Origin of the sequence: Enhydrobacter sp., from assembly GCA_025808875.1 — a bacterium.
In the GTDB taxonomy this organism is placed as follows: Bacteria; Pseudomonadota; Alphaproteobacteria; order Reyranellales; family Reyranellaceae; genus Reyranella.
Genome location: CP075528.1, coordinates 4976800 through 4993204, shown reverse-complemented (window position 1 = coordinate 4993204; position 16405 = coordinate 4976800). Strand labels below are relative to the sequence as shown.

General features: G+C 66.7%; 14 protein-coding genes and 1 tRNA gene. 8 read left to right on the top strand and 7 right to left on the bottom strand.

The window, feature by feature from the left end; genetic code table 11:
- Window positions 1-3 precede the first annotated feature (3 nt).
- Both KIT25_24755 and KIT25_24750 read left to right on the top strand, forming a co-directional pair.
- Window positions 4-1674 (top strand): adenylate/guanylate cyclase domain-containing protein, encoded by a 1671-nt coding sequence (locus KIT25_24755; GenBank protein UYN95181.1) that lies wholly within the window; start codon window positions 4-6, stop codon window positions 1672-1674.
- Window positions 1675-1727: 53 nt separating this feature from the next.
- Entirely contained in the window at window positions 1728-2210 is a 483-nt protein-coding gene (locus KIT25_24750) for a tetratricopeptide repeat protein (protein UYN95180.1), read from the top strand.
- Here the strand turns inward: KIT25_24750 and KIT25_24745 are convergent.
- The 3 genes from KIT25_24745 to KIT25_24735 are packed head-to-tail and all read right to left on the bottom strand — an operon-like array spanning window position 2207 to window position 6014.
- Entirely contained in the window at window positions 2207-3970 is a 1764-nt protein-coding gene (locus KIT25_24745) for a patatin-like phospholipase family protein (GenBank protein UYN95179.1), read from the bottom strand. The two genes, KIT25_24750 and KIT25_24745, sit on opposite strands and share 4 nt — an antisense overlap.
- Window positions 3967-4962: a hypothetical protein gene (locus KIT25_24740; protein ID UYN95178.1), complete on the bottom strand. Its 996-nt coding sequence runs from the start codon at window positions 4960-4962 to the stop codon at window positions 3967-3969. Before KIT25_24740 ends, KIT25_24745 begins: the two co-directional genes overlap by 4 nt.
- 2 nt (window positions 4963-4964) lie before the next feature.
- On the bottom strand, window positions 4965-6014 hold the full coding sequence (locus KIT25_24735) for a peptidoglycan-binding protein (protein UYN95177.1): 1050 nt from the start codon (window positions 6012-6014) through the stop codon (window positions 4965-4967).
- A 245-nt stretch (window positions 6015-6259) separates the two neighbouring features.
- Here KIT25_24735 and KIT25_24730 point away from each other — a divergent pair, with 245 nt between their 5' ends.
- Window positions 6260-9781 carry an indolepyruvate ferredoxin oxidoreductase family protein gene (locus KIT25_24730; GenBank protein ID UYN95176.1) on the top strand — a complete coding sequence of 1174 codons (3522 nt, stop codon included), beginning with the start codon at window positions 6260-6262 and terminating at the stop codon, window positions 9779-9781.
- Between the two features lie 180 nt (window positions 9782-9961).
- Here the strand turns inward: KIT25_24730 and KIT25_24725 are convergent, their stop codons facing one another.
- Window positions 9962-10561, bottom strand: a complete 600-nt coding sequence (locus KIT25_24725; GenBank protein UYN95175.1) for a YqgE/AlgH family protein — start codon at window positions 10559-10561, stop codon at window positions 9962-9964.
- 119 nt (window positions 10562-10680) lie between these two features.
- Here KIT25_24725 and KIT25_24720 point away from each other — a divergent pair, with 119 nt between their 5' ends.
- On the top strand, window positions 10681-11163 hold the full coding sequence (locus KIT25_24720) for a peroxiredoxin (protein ID UYN95174.1): 483 nt from the start codon (window positions 10681-10683) through the stop codon (window positions 11161-11163).
- A gap of 70 nt (window positions 11164-11233) precedes the next feature.
- Window positions 11234-12043, top strand: coding sequence for an SDR family NAD(P)-dependent oxidoreductase (locus KIT25_24715; GenBank protein UYN95173.1), 810 nt, complete (start codon window positions 11234-11236; stop codon window positions 12041-12043).
- Here KIT25_24715 and KIT25_24710 read toward each other — a convergent pair.
- Window positions 12033-12794 (bottom strand): SDR family oxidoreductase, encoded by a 762-nt coding sequence (locus tag KIT25_24710; protein UYN95172.1) that lies wholly within the window; start codon window positions 12792-12794, stop codon window positions 12033-12035. The two genes, KIT25_24715 and KIT25_24710, sit on opposite strands and share 11 nt — an antisense overlap.
- A gap of 16 nt (window positions 12795-12810) precedes the next feature.
- A tRNA-Arg gene (locus KIT25_24705) sits at window positions 12811-12887 on the bottom strand.
- Window positions 12888-13326: 439 nt separating this feature from the next.
- Between KIT25_24705 and KIT25_24700 the strand changes: the two genes are divergently transcribed.
- The 3 genes from KIT25_24700 to KIT25_24690 are packed head-to-tail and all read left to right on the top strand — an operon-like array spanning window position 13327 to window position 15318.
- Window positions 13327-13938 (top strand): hypothetical protein, encoded by a 612-nt coding sequence (locus KIT25_24700; GenBank protein ID UYN95171.1) that lies wholly within the window; start codon window positions 13327-13329, stop codon window positions 13936-13938.
- Between the two features lie 51 nt (window positions 13939-13989).
- Window positions 13990-14421 (top strand): DUF4864 domain-containing protein, encoded by a 432-nt coding sequence (locus KIT25_24695; protein ID UYN95170.1) that lies wholly within the window; start codon window positions 13990-13992, stop codon window positions 14419-14421.
- 12 nt (window positions 14422-14433) lie between these two features.
- Window positions 14434-15318, top strand: coding sequence for a DMT family transporter (locus KIT25_24690; GenBank protein ID UYN95169.1), 885 nt, complete (start codon window positions 14434-14436; stop codon window positions 15316-15318).
- A 244-nt stretch (window positions 15319-15562) separates the two neighbouring features.
- On the opposite strand, the gene KIT25_24685 is transcribed toward KIT25_24690, so the two are convergent.
- Entirely contained in the window at window positions 15563-16405 is an 843-nt protein-coding gene (locus tag KIT25_24685) for a GNAT family N-acetyltransferase (GenBank protein ID UYN95168.1), read from the bottom strand.

Below are 16405 nucleotides of genomic sequence, written 5' to 3'. Positions count from 1 at the left end.
GCCATGGTCGGGCGGCTGCGACTCTGGTCGGGCTATGTCCTGGTCTTCTACGTCACGACCCATCTGCTCAACCATGCACTCGGACTGATCTCGCTCCGCGTGCTCGAGAGCGGCCGCGTATGGTTCGTCTTCCTCTGGCACAATCCGCTCGGTCAGATCGCGCTCTATGGCGCGCTGCTGCTCCATCTCGCGCTATCGCTGTGGTCGCTGTTCCGCCGGAGAACCCTCAAGCTGTCGGTGTGGGAGTGGGCCCAGCTGATCCTCGGCATACTCATCGTTCCACTCGGGACGCTGCACGTCGTCGGCACCCGCATCGCCCAGGACCATTTCGGCGTCCAGAGCGGCTATCCCTGGGTGTTGGGGTCGCTGCTCGCCGGCCCCTGGGACGGCATCGTCCGCCAGTTCAGCCTGCCGCTGGTGGTGTGGCTTCACGCCTGTATCGGCCTGCACTTCGCCTGGCGCCTCAGGCCCTGGTATCCGGGATGGCTGCCGGCTCTCTATGCCGTGGCCTTGCTCGTTCCGGCGGCGGGGATGGGCGGCGCCGCCATCGCGCTGCGCGACTTCGCCGAGCTGGCGCGCCAGCCCGGCTTCCTCGAGAACGTGTTCGCCCGTGCCAATGCGCCCGATGCCACCGGCATCGCAGCCATCTACGCCATCGCCGACACCCTGATGGCGACGACGGCGCTTCTGCTGATGGCGAGTCTGGCGGCGAGACCGGTGCGCGACTTCTGGCAGCGACGGGCCGGCGTCGTCCGCCTCGACTATGGCGAGGGAAAGCGCGTGTCGTGGCCGGCCGGGCACAGCGTGCTCGACATGAGCCGGATCGCCGGCATCGCGCACGCCTCGGTCTGCGGAGGCCGCGGCCGGTGTTCGACCTGTCGGGTGCGCGTCGGCGGAGCCGATCGCGCCTTGTTGCCCGTACCGTCGGCCGAGGAACGCAGGGTGCTCGATCGTATCGGCGCTCCCGACAACGTGCGCCTGGCCTGCCAGCTGCGGCCGCCCCCCGGCCGATACAGCATCGCCCCGCTGCTGCCGGCGTCGGCCGGCCCGGTCGAAGCCTATACCCGCCAGCCGCAGGCGCATGGCAGCGAACGCTACATCGCCATCCTGTTCGCCGATATCAGGGGCTTCACCTCGATCTCGGAAGGCAAACTGCCTTACGACGTCGTGTTCCTGCTCAACCGCTATTTCCGGGCGACGGGCCAAGCCATCGAGTCCGCCGGCGGGCGGCTCGACAAGTTCATCGGCGACGGGGTGATGGCGATCTTCGGATTGCAGGCCGACCCCGACACCGCCTGTCGCCAGGCACTCGACGCCGCGCGGCGCATGGCGCTGGCGCTCGACGACCTCAACGAGGCGCTGTCGGGCGATCTCGACCGGCCCTTGCGCATCGGCATCGGCCTGCATGCCGGCGCCACCATCGTTGGCGAGATGGGATACGAGCGCGCCACCCAGCTGACGGCGATCGGCGACACGGTCAATACCGCGAGCCGCCTCGAGAACCTGACCAAGGAGTTCGCCGTCGAGCTCGTGGTCTCCCAGGAACTGCTCGACCGTGCGGGTGTCGAACCGTCGGACGCCCCCGCCCACGAGGTCGAAATTCGGGGCCGGCAGGGTAGACTCAAGGTCCGGGCCGTCGCACGGGCGGCCGGTCTCACGGGCTTGTCATCATAAAGCCGTTGCTTCGCGCCACGGAGCCGCAAGAATTGCCGGACAGGAGGTTCTCCATGCGCGCAATGCTTCTCGTTACCGTGGCCACGATGGCCCTTGCCCTGGCGCCGGTCAGCTTCGCGGCGGGCGGCGGCGGCACCGTCGACAGCACGCCCAGGGCCGCAGCCGATCCGAACTTTGCCCGCGCCAAGGCGATGATCGAGGCCAAGGACTACAAGGGCGCGATGCCCCTCCTGCAGCAGGTCGTCGCCAAGGACCCCAAGAACGCCGATGCCTACAACCTGATGGGCTTCGCCACGCGCAAGTCGGGCGATCCGAACGGCTCGCTGCAGTACTACAGCCAGGCTCTCACCATCGACCCCAAGCACATCGGTGCGCATGAATATGTCGGCGAGGCGTACCTGATGCTCGACCGCTTGCCGGAAGCCGAACAGCACCTGGCGCGACTCGACTCGCTCTGCGTCTTCGGCTGCACCGAGTATCGCCAGCTAAAGGCGGCGATCGCCAACTACAAGGCCGGCAAGAAGCCGACGAATTAGAGCTTCTGGGCGCGCAGGCCCTTGGTCAACGCCTCAACGATGGCGTTGCGCAATCTGGGCCGGATGAAGATGGCCCACGGCAGCGCGAGGCCCACGTCGGTCAGGAACCGGAAGAAGCGCGACGTCAGCAGCTCCTGCTTCACCTTGCGGTAGATCAGGTCGAGGCGGGCATCGACCGCCCTGGAGAACCCTGGGGGTAGATCGGTCGGTGCCGGCCAATCGATCGGCTTGGGTTCGGCGATCCCCTTCATCAGGGGGATGATCGGCAGGAACTTGTCGCCGGTCTTGGGATCGACGTGCCGATACTCGTTCTTCTGGTCGTCGGTCCAGCCGGCGAACAGCGGATTGCCGGCGTCCTCCGGCATCATCAGATGCCTCTTCAGAAAGCCATAAGCGTTCACCCGGCCCAGCATGTAGTCGTGACGCAGCAATTTGGCGTCGACGAACCCCAGAAAGCCCCCCAGCCCGCCCGAGGCGATAGCCGCCTTGCCGACGATCTTGGCCGTGCCTCCCCATCGCACCGGTGCGACCAGGAAGCGACTGTAGACGTTCTCGCTGTCCGCGAGCGCGAGATCATGGGGCTTGAAGCGCGGCTGCTGGATCAACGCACCCAACAACGGTCCCAGCATCGCCGTCAGCTTGCCGGTATCGGGAACACTGAGCATTTCAGCATCAGTGAAGGGATCGATGACGACGATGGCGCGCCGTGCTTCGTCCGCCTTGCGCGGATTGCGACTGCCCATTCCCGCCATGGCCGTGCGTGCAAGGTCCATGGGTTCGTTGTTGAAAGTGCCGCCGTCGACATTGGCGAACGGCGCAACGTCCGAATCGCTCTCGCCGCGCGGCAGCGACTTCCAGCGCGGCACGAGCTGCTTGACCGTCGTACCGGCGCCGGACTCGTCGGGAATGGCGAAGGCCCGGTATCCGGTGACCTTCAGGGCGCGCTCCAGGCGCCTTGCCTTGAAGGCGAACGGAAAGGCGCTGGTCGCAAGGGCTGCATCGCGGACGAGCGTCCAGTTGGCCATCGATGCCGACGACAGGGCAAACTCATCCGGTCGCGATGCCGGCTGCTGCGCGACACCGCCCGACACGGCGAGGGCGAAGCGGAGGTAGTCGGCATGCGCCACCAGTTCATGGGCAAGGCCGCTCTCACCCTCCAGCGGCAGGCTGTAGGGGATGCCGGTGACGTTGCCCACGGTCATGAACAGGCGCAGCGGATCGGCGAGATAGGATCGTTGCGCCGGCGAGGTCGAGGTACCGAGAGGGCTGCCCTTGTTCCAGGCGATCGCCATCTCGGCGGTATCCTCGATCGGCTTGCAATTGAGCACCGATGCAAGGCCCGCGCTGTCGCCGACCGGCGACAGCAGCTTCATCAGGTCGACGCCCTCGGTCCATGTATGGAAGAACGGATTGTCGGCATGCGCACCATGCGGGAATTCCCGTCCCGCTCCGCGCAGCAGGATCGCGCCGTTGATGGCACCGCCCGAAGCGCCGGCGATTGTGGTGATCACCACACGGTGGCGAGGCACATCCGGGTGGCCGGCGTCCTGCGCCTTCTGCCAGGCGTCGAGTGCCTCCACCAGGAAATCCAGCACGCCGCCGGTGTAGGCGCCCGCCGAGACCGTTCCGCCGAGCACCAGTCCGAGTTCGAAGGTGCGGTTCGGCACCGGCTGCGTCTTGACCGGGAAAAACTCGTCGATCTCGGCTGGCGTCAGCTTCTCGGGCTCGTCGTCGCCTCGTTCCAGTTCCGGCGGCGTCATGTGCGCACCCCCTGTTCGCCGCTGTCGGAGCGCGGGGGCTTGGGGCCCGCATTGCGCATGTTGAGCAGCTTCTGAAGGGCAGTGAACCAGAACGGTGCGCCGAACGACACGGCCAATGCGGTGATCGCCCAGCCGAGGAACAGCCAGAGACCCGATCCGTCCTTCTTGAACAGCCGATCCTCGAACAGTCCGTAGGCCGTCTTCGCCTCCTTCGCGAGATCCGGGCCGCTGCCTTCCTTGCAAGTCCTGGCGATCGCGTCGGTGTCGCGCCAGCCGATCGGCAACCCGAGCACGGCAAGGTCGCAGCGCGCCCTGTTCAGGGTCTCCTTCGGATCGGCCGCGACGGCCGGCGGCCCGTCCTTGTTCGCTTGGGCGTACTGCTCGGCCGACGCCACGACTGCGGCACGCAACGCCGGGTCCGACCACAGCGAGCGCGCGAGATTGATCGAATCGACGTTCAGCACGACGGCCAGGGCGAAGCCGAAGAGGAGCGTGAAGTAGGTCGAAAAGCGGCGGTACTCGCCGGTCAACCGGTCCATGCCGTCGTCGAACCAGACCTCCACTCGCTTCTGCAGGGCATCGACGTCGCCCTTCGCCTCGGAGAGGAATGCCGTGAGACTCTGCCGCGCCGTGCCGCTGGGCAGCGCCGTCACGCCCTGCTCGATCCGGCTGAAGAGCGGTCCGCTGCCGCCCTGTTTCAGTGCCTCGAACAAGGCAAGCGAGAAATTGCGCGCCGGAACATAGGACGGCAGGCCCTTCTTCGACAGGTCGGCGATCAAGGCGTGCCCGAACACCGTCTCGAAGAGGGTGGAATGCGGCTTGCCGTTCTTGTCGAGCCCGGCGAGCAGGCCGGCGATGCCTTGGCGCAGGTCCTTGCCGCGCCATTGGAGCTTGCCGGCGACGATCTCCTGAACGCCCGACACCATGATAGCGAGCAGGAGGTAGGTGAAGACAAGGCCGATCATGACCTCGATGACGGCACCAAGGGACATCGTCAGCTCCAGGAAGCGGGTGGCTCGGACAGCAGGTTGAGCAGGATGCGTGTCTGGTAGTGGAAGGAGTTGATGCCGCCGCCGTTGTAGCGCCGCGCGGCATAGGGCCAGTCGCACAGGAAATCCGAGCGGTCGGGCACACCGCCATAGGTCGCCGAGCGGTAGTACTGCGTGACGTCGTAGCGGATCGAGGCACCCTCATAGGCGGGCGTGCCACGCTCGATGTCGACCTTTCGCGCGGCGGCCGCGCAGGCCCGGCAATCGCGCATGTAGCGCGGGTCGGCCGGCGCATAGCGGCAAAGCCTCGGTTCCTTCAGCAGAGGATGCTCGCGGCTGCGGTCGTCGGCCCTGTCGATGGGCCCGGCGATCCATTTGTCGAACTTCAGGCGCAGTTCGCCGAACGCATGCGCCACGTTGCGCACCGGATCGACGATGAAATCCTCGACCTCCTCCGGACGCGGCGGATGATGAAACAACGTGTACTGCCCAACGCCATAGCCGCGCGAGGTGACGATGTCCTGGTTGCCGGCGACGTTGCGATCGAGGCCGACCACCACGAAGTCGTCGTGATCGTTGCCGCCGGGCACCCTGAAGTGCATCGCGCTGCTTTCCTGTCGGATCATGGCGGCGATGAAGGGCGGCGGTGCCTTGTGTCCCACCATGGCGCGGATTGCCGCGAGTGCCTCGCGATTGGCGGCGGCAGGATCGGCGCTGGAGGGCAATTTTGGCACGCGCGGGTCGGCCAGCAGATCGGCAATGCAGGCAGCGACTCTTTCGTCGATCACCGCGACGACGGCCGCGACCCTGCCCCTGTTGTAGTCGGCGATGGCGACCGGCGCCGGGCCGTCGTTGCCGGTCGACGCGCCCTTGTTGTGCAACAAGTCCCAGGTCAGCGACCGTACTGCCTGCGCCGTGCCGGCACCGAAGTCACCATCGATGCCGGAACGAAGGTAGCCGAGGCTGCGCAGGTCGCGCTGCAGGGCGCGAACCAGCGCTCGGTCGGACTCGCCCACCCCCAAGGAACGCGCGGGTTGCTGATAGACCAGCGGCATTCGCAGCCCCCTCTGCCTGCCGACCATCGATCGTTCGGCACCCGGTCAGCACGACCGAAGCGCGCGACGTGCGCACATCGATACCACCATAACGAGTATCACCGCGCAAGCTGGACGCCGATGGCGGCATTGTCCACCGGGACACATGCTGCAGTGGCTGCGAAATTCCCCCCTTCTAAGGTGGCCGCGAGGGGCTATGCTGCCGTGAACGCCCATTCACGCTGCCGCCCGGAGGGCCTCGCGCGATGACCACAGACACTCCTCTTCCCCTCGTCTTCGGTGACTACGCCCTCGAGGACCGCTATCGCCTCGGCAAGGGCCGAGTCTACCTCACCGGCATCCAGGCGCTGGTGCGCCTGCCGATGATGCAGAAGCAGCGCGACGCCGCGGCCGGGCTCAACACCGGCGGCTTCATCTCCGGCTATCGCGGCTCGCCGCTCGGCATGTACGACAATGCCCTGTGGGGGGCGAAGCGCTACCTCAAGGAAAACAACATCCACTTCCAGCCGGGCCTCAACGAGGATCTCGCGGCGACCGCGGTGTGGGGCACCCAGCAGGTCAATCTCTTCCCTGGCGCCAAGGTCGATGGCGTCTTCGCCATCTGGTACGGCAAGGGCCCTGGCGTCGATCGCTCGATGGACGTGCTCAAGCACGGCAACGCCGCCGGCTCGTCGCCGCACGGCGGCGTCATCGCCCTGGCAGGCGACGATCATGGCTGCCAGTCCTCGACCCTGCCGCACCAAAGCGAGCAGGTCTTTTCGGCGGCGATGATTCCCGTCGTCAACCCGGCCAACGTGCAGGAATACCTCGACTTCGGCATCCTGGGCTTCGCGCTGTCGCGCTACTCGGGCTGCTGGGTCGGCTTCAAGGCGATCTCCGAGACCGTCGAGTCAGGCGCTTCCGTGTGGGTCGATCCCGAACGCATCAAGATCGCCATGCCGACCGACTTCCAGCTGCCGCCGGGCGGGCTGGGCATGCGCAATCCCGACCCACCGCTCGAAGCCGAGAAGCGCCTGCACGGACCGAAGATGGCGGCCGTGCGCGCCTTCGTGCGCGCCAACGGCTTCGACAAGGTGGTGATCGATCCAGTGCAGTCGGGACACAAGGCGCGCATCGGCATCATGACCACGGGCAAGGCCTATCTCGACACGCGCCAGGCGCTGGAGGATCTCGGCATCGGCGAGCAGCGCGCGCGCGAGCTGGGTATCCGCCTCTACAAGGTCGGCGTCACCTGGCCGCTCGAACCGGAAGGTGCACGGCGCTTCGCCGAGGGACTGCAGGAAGTCATCGTCATCGAGGAGAAGCGCTCCAACCTCGAGGACCAGCTCGTCGCCATCCTCTACAATGCCCCGGCCAGCAGCCGTCCGCTGGTGATCGGCAAGTCCGACGAAACGGGCCGCATCATCCTGCCGAGCGAGGGCGAGCTCACCCCGACCGGCGTCGCCATGGTGATCGCCGGCCGGCTGATGAAGCACAGCGGCGAATCGCCCGAGCTGCGCCAGCGTCTGGCCCGTCTCGAAGCCAAGGAGAAGCTGCTGGCCGCACCGCCGCCCAAAGTGGCGCGTACGCCGTTCTTCTGCTCCGGCTGCCCGCACAACACCTCGACGCGCGTGCCCGACGGCAGCCGCGCCATGGCCGGCATCGGCTGCCACGGCATGGCGATCTGGATGCCTGAACGTCGGACGGCATTGATCAGCCACATGGGTGGCGAGGGCGTGCCGTGGGTCGGCCAGGCGCCGTTCAGTGGCGACAACCACATCTTCCAGAACCTCGGCGACGGCACCTACTATCACTCCGGCTTGATGGCGATCCGGCAGGCGGCGGCGGCCGGAGTCAACATCACCTACAAGATCCTGTTCAACGACGCGGTCGCCATGACCGGCGGCCAGCCGCACGATGGGCCGCTGACGGTGCCGGAGATCACCAAGCAGGTCGCCGCCGAAGGCGCCAAGCGCGTCGTCGTCGTCACCGACGAGCCCGACAAGTACGGCCTCAATCCAGGCTTCGCGCACGGCGTCACGATTCGCCATCGCGACGAGCTCGATGCCGTACAGCGCGAATTGCGCGACATTCCGGGACTCACCGTCATCGTCTACGACCAGACCTGCGCCGCCGAGAAGCGGCGGCGGCGCAAGCGCGGCACCTTCCCCGATCCGGCCAAGCGCGTGTTCATCAACGACGCGGTCTGCGAGGGTTGTGGCGACTGCTCGGACAAAAGCAACTGCGTGTCGGTCAAGCCGCTCGAGACCGAGCTCGGCCGCAAGCGCCAGATCGACCAGAGCAACTGCAACAAGGACTTCTCCTGCCTGAACGGCTTCTGTCCGAGCTTCGTCTCGGTGCATGGCGGCGCCGTGCGCAGGGCGCGCCGACCGAACCTCAAGGTCGTGCAGGACGATCCCTTCGCGTCTCTGCCGATGCCGACCTTGCGGCCGCTCAGTGAAGCCTACGGAATCCTGATCACCGGCATCGGCGGCACGGGCGTCATCACCGTGGGCGCGCTGATCGGCATGGCCGCCCACCTCGAGGGCAAGGGCTGCACCGTGCTCGACTTCACCGGCCTTGCCCAGAAGAACGGCGCAGTGATGAGTCACGTGCGGCTCGCGCCGAAACCCGAGGATCTGCATGCCGTGCGCATCGCCGCCGGCGGCGCCAACCTGGTCCTGGGCTGCGACATGGTCGTGGCGGCCTCGCCCGCGGCGCTGTCGCGCATCGAGCAGGGCGTCACCAAGGCGGTCATCAACGGCTACGTCCAGCCGGTCGCCGCGTTCGTCATGAATGGCGACATGGATCTCGGGGCCGAGGCCATGATGAAGACCATCCGCGATGCCGCCGGCGACGAGGCCGTCTCGTTCGTCGACGGTACGGGCCTCGCCACCGCGATCCTGGGCGATTCGATCGCCACCAACCTCTTCATGCTCGGCTACGCCTGGCAGAAAGGTCTTGTGCCGCTGTCGCTCGATGCCATCGAGCGGGCGATCGAGCTCAACGGCGTATCGGTCGACACCTCCAAGCGCACCTTCGCCTGGGGCCGGTTGGCGGCGCACAATCTCGCCGCCGTGCAGGCGGCCGCCAAGCCCACGCTGCGCGTCGAGAAGCCGGTCGCACGCACCCTGGCCGAGATCGTGAGCAAGCGAGTCGAACTGCTGACGTCCTACCAGGACAAGGCGTACGCCGAGCGCTACCGCACGTTCGTCGACAAGGTCGCCAGAGCGGAAAAGGAGAGGGCGCGCGGTCGTTCGGGCCTCGCCGAGGCCGTCGCCAAGTCGCTCTACAAGCTGATGGCCTACAAGGACGAGTACGAGGTTGCCCGCCTCTACAGCGACAGCGACTTCCTGAAGAAGCTCGGCCAGCAGTTCGAAGGCGACTACAAGCTCACCTTCCATCTCGCCCCGCCGTTGTTCGCCGAGCGTGATCCGACGACCGGCCAGCTGCAGAAGAGCGAGTTCGGCGCCTGGATGCTTCCGGCCTTCCGCTTGCTTGCGGGGTTGAAGCGCTTGCGCGGCACGAAGCTCGACATTTTCGGCTACACCGAGGAGCGCAAGACGGAACGCCGGTTGATCGGCGAGTACGAAGCCACCATCGACAGGATCTTGGCCACGCTCGGCCAGGACAACCACGCGCTCGCGGTGCAGATCGCCTCCGTGCCCGAGAGCATGCGTGGCTTCGGCCACATCAAGGAGAAGAACGTGAAGGCGGCGAAGGAGCGCGAGAAGAGCCTGCTGGCCGCCTACGCCGATCCCGCCCACCAGGCCGTGGCGGCGGAGTAGTTCGCCCAAACAAGCGGGACGTCACCGCTCCGGGGTTGGGGAAGGGAGCGAAGACGTCCCGGGTACGCGCGCGGCGCGCAAAGGGAGGAATGCCGCCGTGCTGCTTCCTCTATAAGTCCGTCGTCCTGGGGAAAGGAAGTGCAATCTACAGTCGAGAATTGCATACCTGACGCAATTGCGTCAGGCGCGGCCCGTTTGCGTCGAGTAGGACGCCGGGTCGAAATGACCGCGAAAGCCGCTCTTGCTGCCGAGACGATCGAGCGCCCGCTGCCACTTCGCGTCGAAGTTCGAATCGAACACCAGATCGGGATCGCCGTCGACGACCAGCCAGGCATTGTCCTGCATCTCGCGATCGAGCTGCCCCGGCGCCCAGCCCGAATGGCCGAGCGCCAGCCACGCCTGCTTCGGACCGGTGCCGCCGGCCATGTCCTTGAGGATTTCGAGCGATGCGGTGAGCGCGAGATTTTCGTCGATCATCAAGGTCTCGTCGCGCTTGTAGTCCGCCGAATGCAGGACGAGTCCGCGTGACGTCTCGACAGGGCCGCCGAACAAGACGGGCCGTTCGGCGACCGCTGTCGCAGCGTCGATGCCGAGCTGCTTGTAGACTTGGGCAAGTGGCAAATCCTCGACCTTGTTGTTGACGATGATTCCCAGCGCGCCGTCGTCGTCGTGTTTGCATACGAAGACCACGCTCTTTTGGAAGCGCTCGTCAGGCATGGTGGGCGCTGCGACCAGGAAGCGGCCGACCAACGAAGCGGCAGGAGAGCTGGACCCGGACATGTCGATATGTTCCCTCAAATGCATGGGGATTGTCCGGTCAAAGGTCAAGGAGGTCCGTGCCATGGACAAAGCGCAACCCCTCGCCTAGGGTCCACGAGTCTGAAAAAGGGAGCATTGGCATGGCCAAAGTCGGCGACAAGGTGCCCAGCGCCACGTTGCGCATGATGGGCCCGGAAGGCCCGAAAGCGATCACGACCGAAGAACTTTTCGCACCCGGCAAGAAGGTGGTGATGTTCGCCTTGCCCGGTGCCTTCACACCCACTTGTTCGGCAAAGCACGTGCCCGGTTTCGTGGCCGACGCTGACAAGTTCAAGGGCAAGGGCATCGACACCATCGCCTGCGTCTCCGTCAACGACGCGTTCGTGATGGGCGCCTGGGGCAAGGACCAGAAGGCAGGCGACAAGGTCATTATGCTGGCCGACGGCAACTGCGAGTTCACCGAGGCCATGGGTTTGACGCTCGACGCGAGCAAGGCCGGCCTCGGCAAGCGCAGCCAGCGCTATGCGATGGTGGTCGACAACGGCGTCATCAAGGACCTGTTCGTCGAGAAACCCGGCGCGTTCGAAGTCTCGTCGGCGGAGAACGTCCTCAAGCATTTGTGATCGACCGCACCACCACGCGATCTCGACGGCGGGACGAAAGTCCCGCCGTTCGCATTTCCGGAGAGGCATCATGCAGACGGCGCTCATCACCGGCTCGACCGACGGCGTGGGGCGGGTCGTTGCCCGGCGGCTGGCAGCACTCGGCTGGCGCGTCCTCGTGCACGGGCGCGATGCGGCGCGTGGCGCGGCTTTGGTGTCGGAGATCGAACGTGCCGGGGGCACGGCAGCGTTCATGCCTGCCGACCTGGCGTCGCTCACCGAGGTGAGACGGCTGGCCGACGACGTGACCAGTGTCACCGACAGCTTGTCTTTGCTGGTGAACAATGCCGGCATCGGCACATCCAGCGGCGGCCCGCGGCGGCAAACGAGCGCCGACGGTCACGAACTGCGTTTCGCGGTCAACTACCTCGCGGGATTCCTGCTCACGCGGCGCCTCCTGCCCCTGCTGAAGGCGAGTGCGCCGGCCCGCATCGTCAACGTTTCATCGGCGGGCCAGCAGGCGATCGACTTCTCCGACGTCATGCTGACACGCGGCTACAGCGGCGTGCGCGCCTACTGCCAGAGCAAGCTGGCTCAGATCCTCTTCACCGTCGACCTCGCCGGGGAACTCGCGGGATTCGGGGTAACGGCGAACGCACTGCACCCCTCGACCTACATGAACACCACCATGGTGCGGCAGGCGGGCGTCTCGCCCGTGAGCCGGGTCGAAGATGGTGCCGAGGCAATCCTGCGGCTTGCCGTGTCGCCCGAGCTCGAGGGCCGCAGCGGGCTCTACTTCAACGTGCTGCGCGAGGCGCGCGCCGATCCGCAGGCCTACGATGCCGCCGCGCGCAGCCGCTTGCGGGCGCTCAGCCTGGAGCTCTGCGGCCTCAGGGCGTGAGGCCGCCGTCGACATGGATGGTCTGGCCGGTGATGTAGGCGGCCGCATCGGAAGCGAGGAAGGCGATCACCGCCGCCACCTCGGTCGGTGTGCCGTATCGACGCATCGGGATCATCCCGCTCATGGCGTCGCGCATGTCGATCGACACGGCGGCATGGGCGTCGGCATCCTTCTCGATGAACCCCGGGGCGACGCAATTGACCGTGGCGCCCGACGGCGCGAGTTCGACCGCGACGGCGCGCGCCAGCGCCTCCATCCCCGCCTTGGCCGCCGCCGAGACGGGAAAGGTCACGATGCCGCGGGAAAAGGCATGAGCTACGAACGACGACACGGCGATGAGGCGACCCCCGCGGCCCGCCTCGACGAGCCAGGGCTTGGCAGCGGTCGCCAACTCGAAGAAGGCGCCCGTCATCGCCGCCAAACTGTCGTCCAGTGCAGCCCGATCGACCTCGCCGACAGGCCGGCGGTTGGCGAAACCCGCGTTGCTGACCACGACGTCAAGGCGTCCGAACCGGTCGGTGGCCTGTCGGACCAGGCCGGCGGCGGTCTCCGGCCGCGACAGATCGCCCTCCAGGATGAGGGCTTCGCCGCCCGCCTTGCCGACATCGACGGCGACACGGTCGGCACCCACCCGGTTCTTGCGGGCGTGCAACACGATCGCCCGGCCCGGGCCGGCCAAGAGGCGCGCGGAAGCAGCGCCGATGCCCGAGGACGAGCCGGTGATCAGGATAACGCGTTCGATGGAGGCCAAGGAAAACCCGAAGAAATGGCGCGCCCGAAGAGATTCGAACTCCTAACCTTCTGATCCGTAGTCAGATGCTCTATCCAGTTGAGCTACGGGCGCACGACCGATGACCTTGCTAGACAAGGCCCGGCAAAGAGGCGCGCACCCTAATGAAAGTGCTCCGGGCTTGCAAGCAAAGGCGATTCGGGGCGACGGACGCCTGCATAACGCCCGCCAAGTGGCTCAGAAGGCTGGCAAAACGGCCTTTCGATTTATCCCTCTTTCAAGTAGCATGGCGCCGACTGGATTTTGGGGGCTGGCGCCCCGAATCGGGCCGGTGCTGCTTGGCCGGCTTGTTTCGGTGGCGCCCAACAGACAGGCCAGGGCAGTTTCGAGGCCGATGATGGCGCTTTGGGTCAGACGCTCCGCTCTCCTCTTGGCGGCAGTCGTTCTCAGCGGATGCGAACAGGGGGGACCTTTCGCGGCTGCGGGGAGCGGCGGCGAGGGGGCCAGAAGTCCAGCAGTCAGCCAGACCGGCACCCAGACTGTCCGTCAGCGTGTGCAACAGCTGCGTGCCGACCAAACGGCGCTCGCCAACGGCATTTCGCGTCAGCAGGGACAGCTCGCGTCCACGCGCGGCCAGATCCAGAGCGACAGCCAAGCCTATTCGTCGCTGGTCGGCTCGATCACCTCTCGACTACAAACCGGCACGACGCCGGGCAATCCCGAGCTCGTCAACCAGTGGAACGATGCCCAGGGCAAGCTCGATGCGATCACGCTCGGCCTTGGCCAACTCAATTCTCTGGCGAGCCAGGTCACCACGCAGGCCTCGGTGGCGGGCTACATCGTCGACAACGTGCGCGCGACCTATGCCGTGGGCGGCGCCGTCGAGGAAGACCATCGCAACCTGCGCGCTATCGAGGGCGAAGCGACCCGTTCCATCCAGGACGTCGATCGCCTGATCGGCGACCTCAATGCCGAGATCTCGCGGCAGAATGGATTTCTGGCTCGCGAACGCACCAACCTCGCCGCTCTTTCCTACGGGATCAATGTGGGACGCCTCGGCACGCCGGGCTTCCAGCAGCAGGGCCCCGGCCGGCCGATGCCCCGTCGGGTCGTCTCGGCACCGGCGACGGGCACGCCAACGCAGCTCGGCGCCGCACAGCGCTGACATCATCGGCCCGAGTCGCGCCGACATGGCCATCGACGTATGATGGCGGCCATGGCCTTTCGCATTCTCGGCCTCCTCGCGCTGATGCTCGGTTTGGCGCTCGGCGCCCAAGCGCAACCGGCACCCCTGTCCGAGGCCGATCGCCAATCAATCCGCGCCGTTATTCAGTCCCAAGTCGATGCGTTCCGGCATGACGATGGCGAAAGGGCGTTCGGCTATGCATCGCCCGGCATCCAGCGGATGTTCGGCAGTGCCGACATCTTCATGGATATGGTCCGGCAGGGTTACCAGCCGGTCTACCGGCCGCGCGTCTTCGATTTTGCCGAGATCGTCACCCTGCACGGCCAGATCACGCAGAAGGTCGATGTCGTCGGCCCGGACGGAAGACGTGTCGTTGCCTTCTATCCCATGACGCAGCTCCCCGACGGGAGCTGGCGCATCGACGGCTGCTTCCTCCAGGCACCGGAAGACCGTCAGGCCTGACCGCGTCCCAACGTGATGACTCGCGTCTCGCCCAAGGTGCTGGCGCTACTGGCCCTGCTCACGTTCGTTTGGGGGACCAACTGGCCGCTGTTCAGCATCGCGCTCGCCGAACTGCCGGTGCTCACCTTCCGCACGATCGTGCTGACTGCCGCCCTCGTCGTGCTCTATTGCCTGTTGCGCCTGCGCGGCGAATCCTTCGCCGTACCGCGCGACAAGTGGCTGCCGCTGGTCGCCGCCTCCTCGATGAACCTGCTGGTCTGGAACATCGCCACCTCGCTCGCCGTGCTCTACATCCCCTCGGGGCATGCCTCGGTGCTCTCCTACACGATGCCGCTCTGGGTGGCGGCGATCGGCTTCGTCGTCTTCCATCAGCCGCTCACCGGCCGGCTGCTGCTGGCGCTGCTGATCGGCGCCGCCGCCGTCGTGGCCCTGATGGCCCCCAACTTCGGCAGCTACGCCAACGCGCCCTGGGGCCTGTTCTGGGGTCTCTGCGCGGGCTTCTGCTGGGCGATCGGCACTTTCATCGTCAAGCGCACGAACTGGCCGGGCATGGGCCTGTCGCTCACCTTCTGGCAGGTCGCCGTGTCGTGGCCACCGATCGCGCTGGGGGCCCTGGTGATCGACGGCCTGCCCACGTCCTGGCCATCGACGACAGCGCTCGTGGCCACGATCTACACCGGCGCCGTTCCGATGGCGCTCGGCACGGCTGCCTGGTTCACCCTGGTCAAGCTCCTGCCGGCACAGGTCGCGGCGCTCTCCTCGATCGCCATTCCCATCGTCGCCGTGATCAGCGGCGTCATTATCCTGTCCGAGCCGCTGTCGCCGCTACAGGCCGCGGCGATCGGTTCGACGGTGATCTCGCTCTGGCTCGCCCTGATGCCCGGCCGACAACGCTAGCGTCGGTCCGGCCGGGGTAGAGCCACTTCTGCGTCCTCGCGCGAGTCCTCACCGGCGAGGACCGCTCCGATGCCGATGCCATCGGCATCGGAGCCGAATCGTCCTCGAGTCCTCGCAGTCCCCTGCGGTCCTCGGAGTCCACTCATCCACAGGCCGCCGAAGCCGACACCACAAGCCATTGATCGGAATGGACAATGCACGCCCGGCACCCTCCCGCGCGGCGATCCGGAGAGGCCGAGGGCGTCTAGCCGAGTTCGAGGCTCGTCACACCGTACAGGCCGGCCAACTCGATTTCAGGGTCGGCACCCGTGTACATGCGCGCCGTCTCGAATGAAGGCTTCAAGCCAAGTTGCCCGGCGAGCGCCATCGCCGGCCTGTTGATGTCGGGCACGTCGATCGCCACGCTCTTCGCCCCGAGACGCGCGGCGAGATCGCTCACCAGCGCAGCGGCGATGTCGGGCGAGGCTGCGTAGAGCGGGCCGACACGCGAGGCGGCGCGGCAAACGCGCATCACGCCAAGGCCGACGATCTCACCGTCGCGCAACGCCACCGCCGACGCCCGCTCCGGCAGCGCGAACCACGGCGCCAGGAAGGAATCGCGCGCTTCGGGAAAAAAGCGGCGGTCGTAGGCCGCGAGCTTGGGGAACGGCACGCCACGCGCATCCGCCAACGCAACACCCACCGGCGCAGCGGCGCGCGGCGCGGCGCCTTCGTGACGAACGTTGTTCCAGGCGAGCCGAAAGCCCGATTTTCGATAGTTGCCTTGCTGCGCCACCACGCCATCGAGCCCGACATTGCGGCCGGCGAGTCGCGCCATGCCGGCGCGCCAGACTTGGATGCCATGGCCCCGTCCGCGGATCTCGGGCCGCGCGATGTAGAAACCGAGGAACCCGAAGCCGGCGCCGTACTTCACGACGGAGATGCAGGCGACGGGCTTGCCGTCGAATCGGCCGATCAGGAAGCCGCCGGGATCGGCCGCAGCAAAGGCCAGCCAGTCGGTGTTGCCCGGATTCCAGCCCTCGTCGCCCGCCCAGTCGGCCATGCGGGCGACATCGTCGATGCTGGCGACGGAAACCTCGAACGCCAT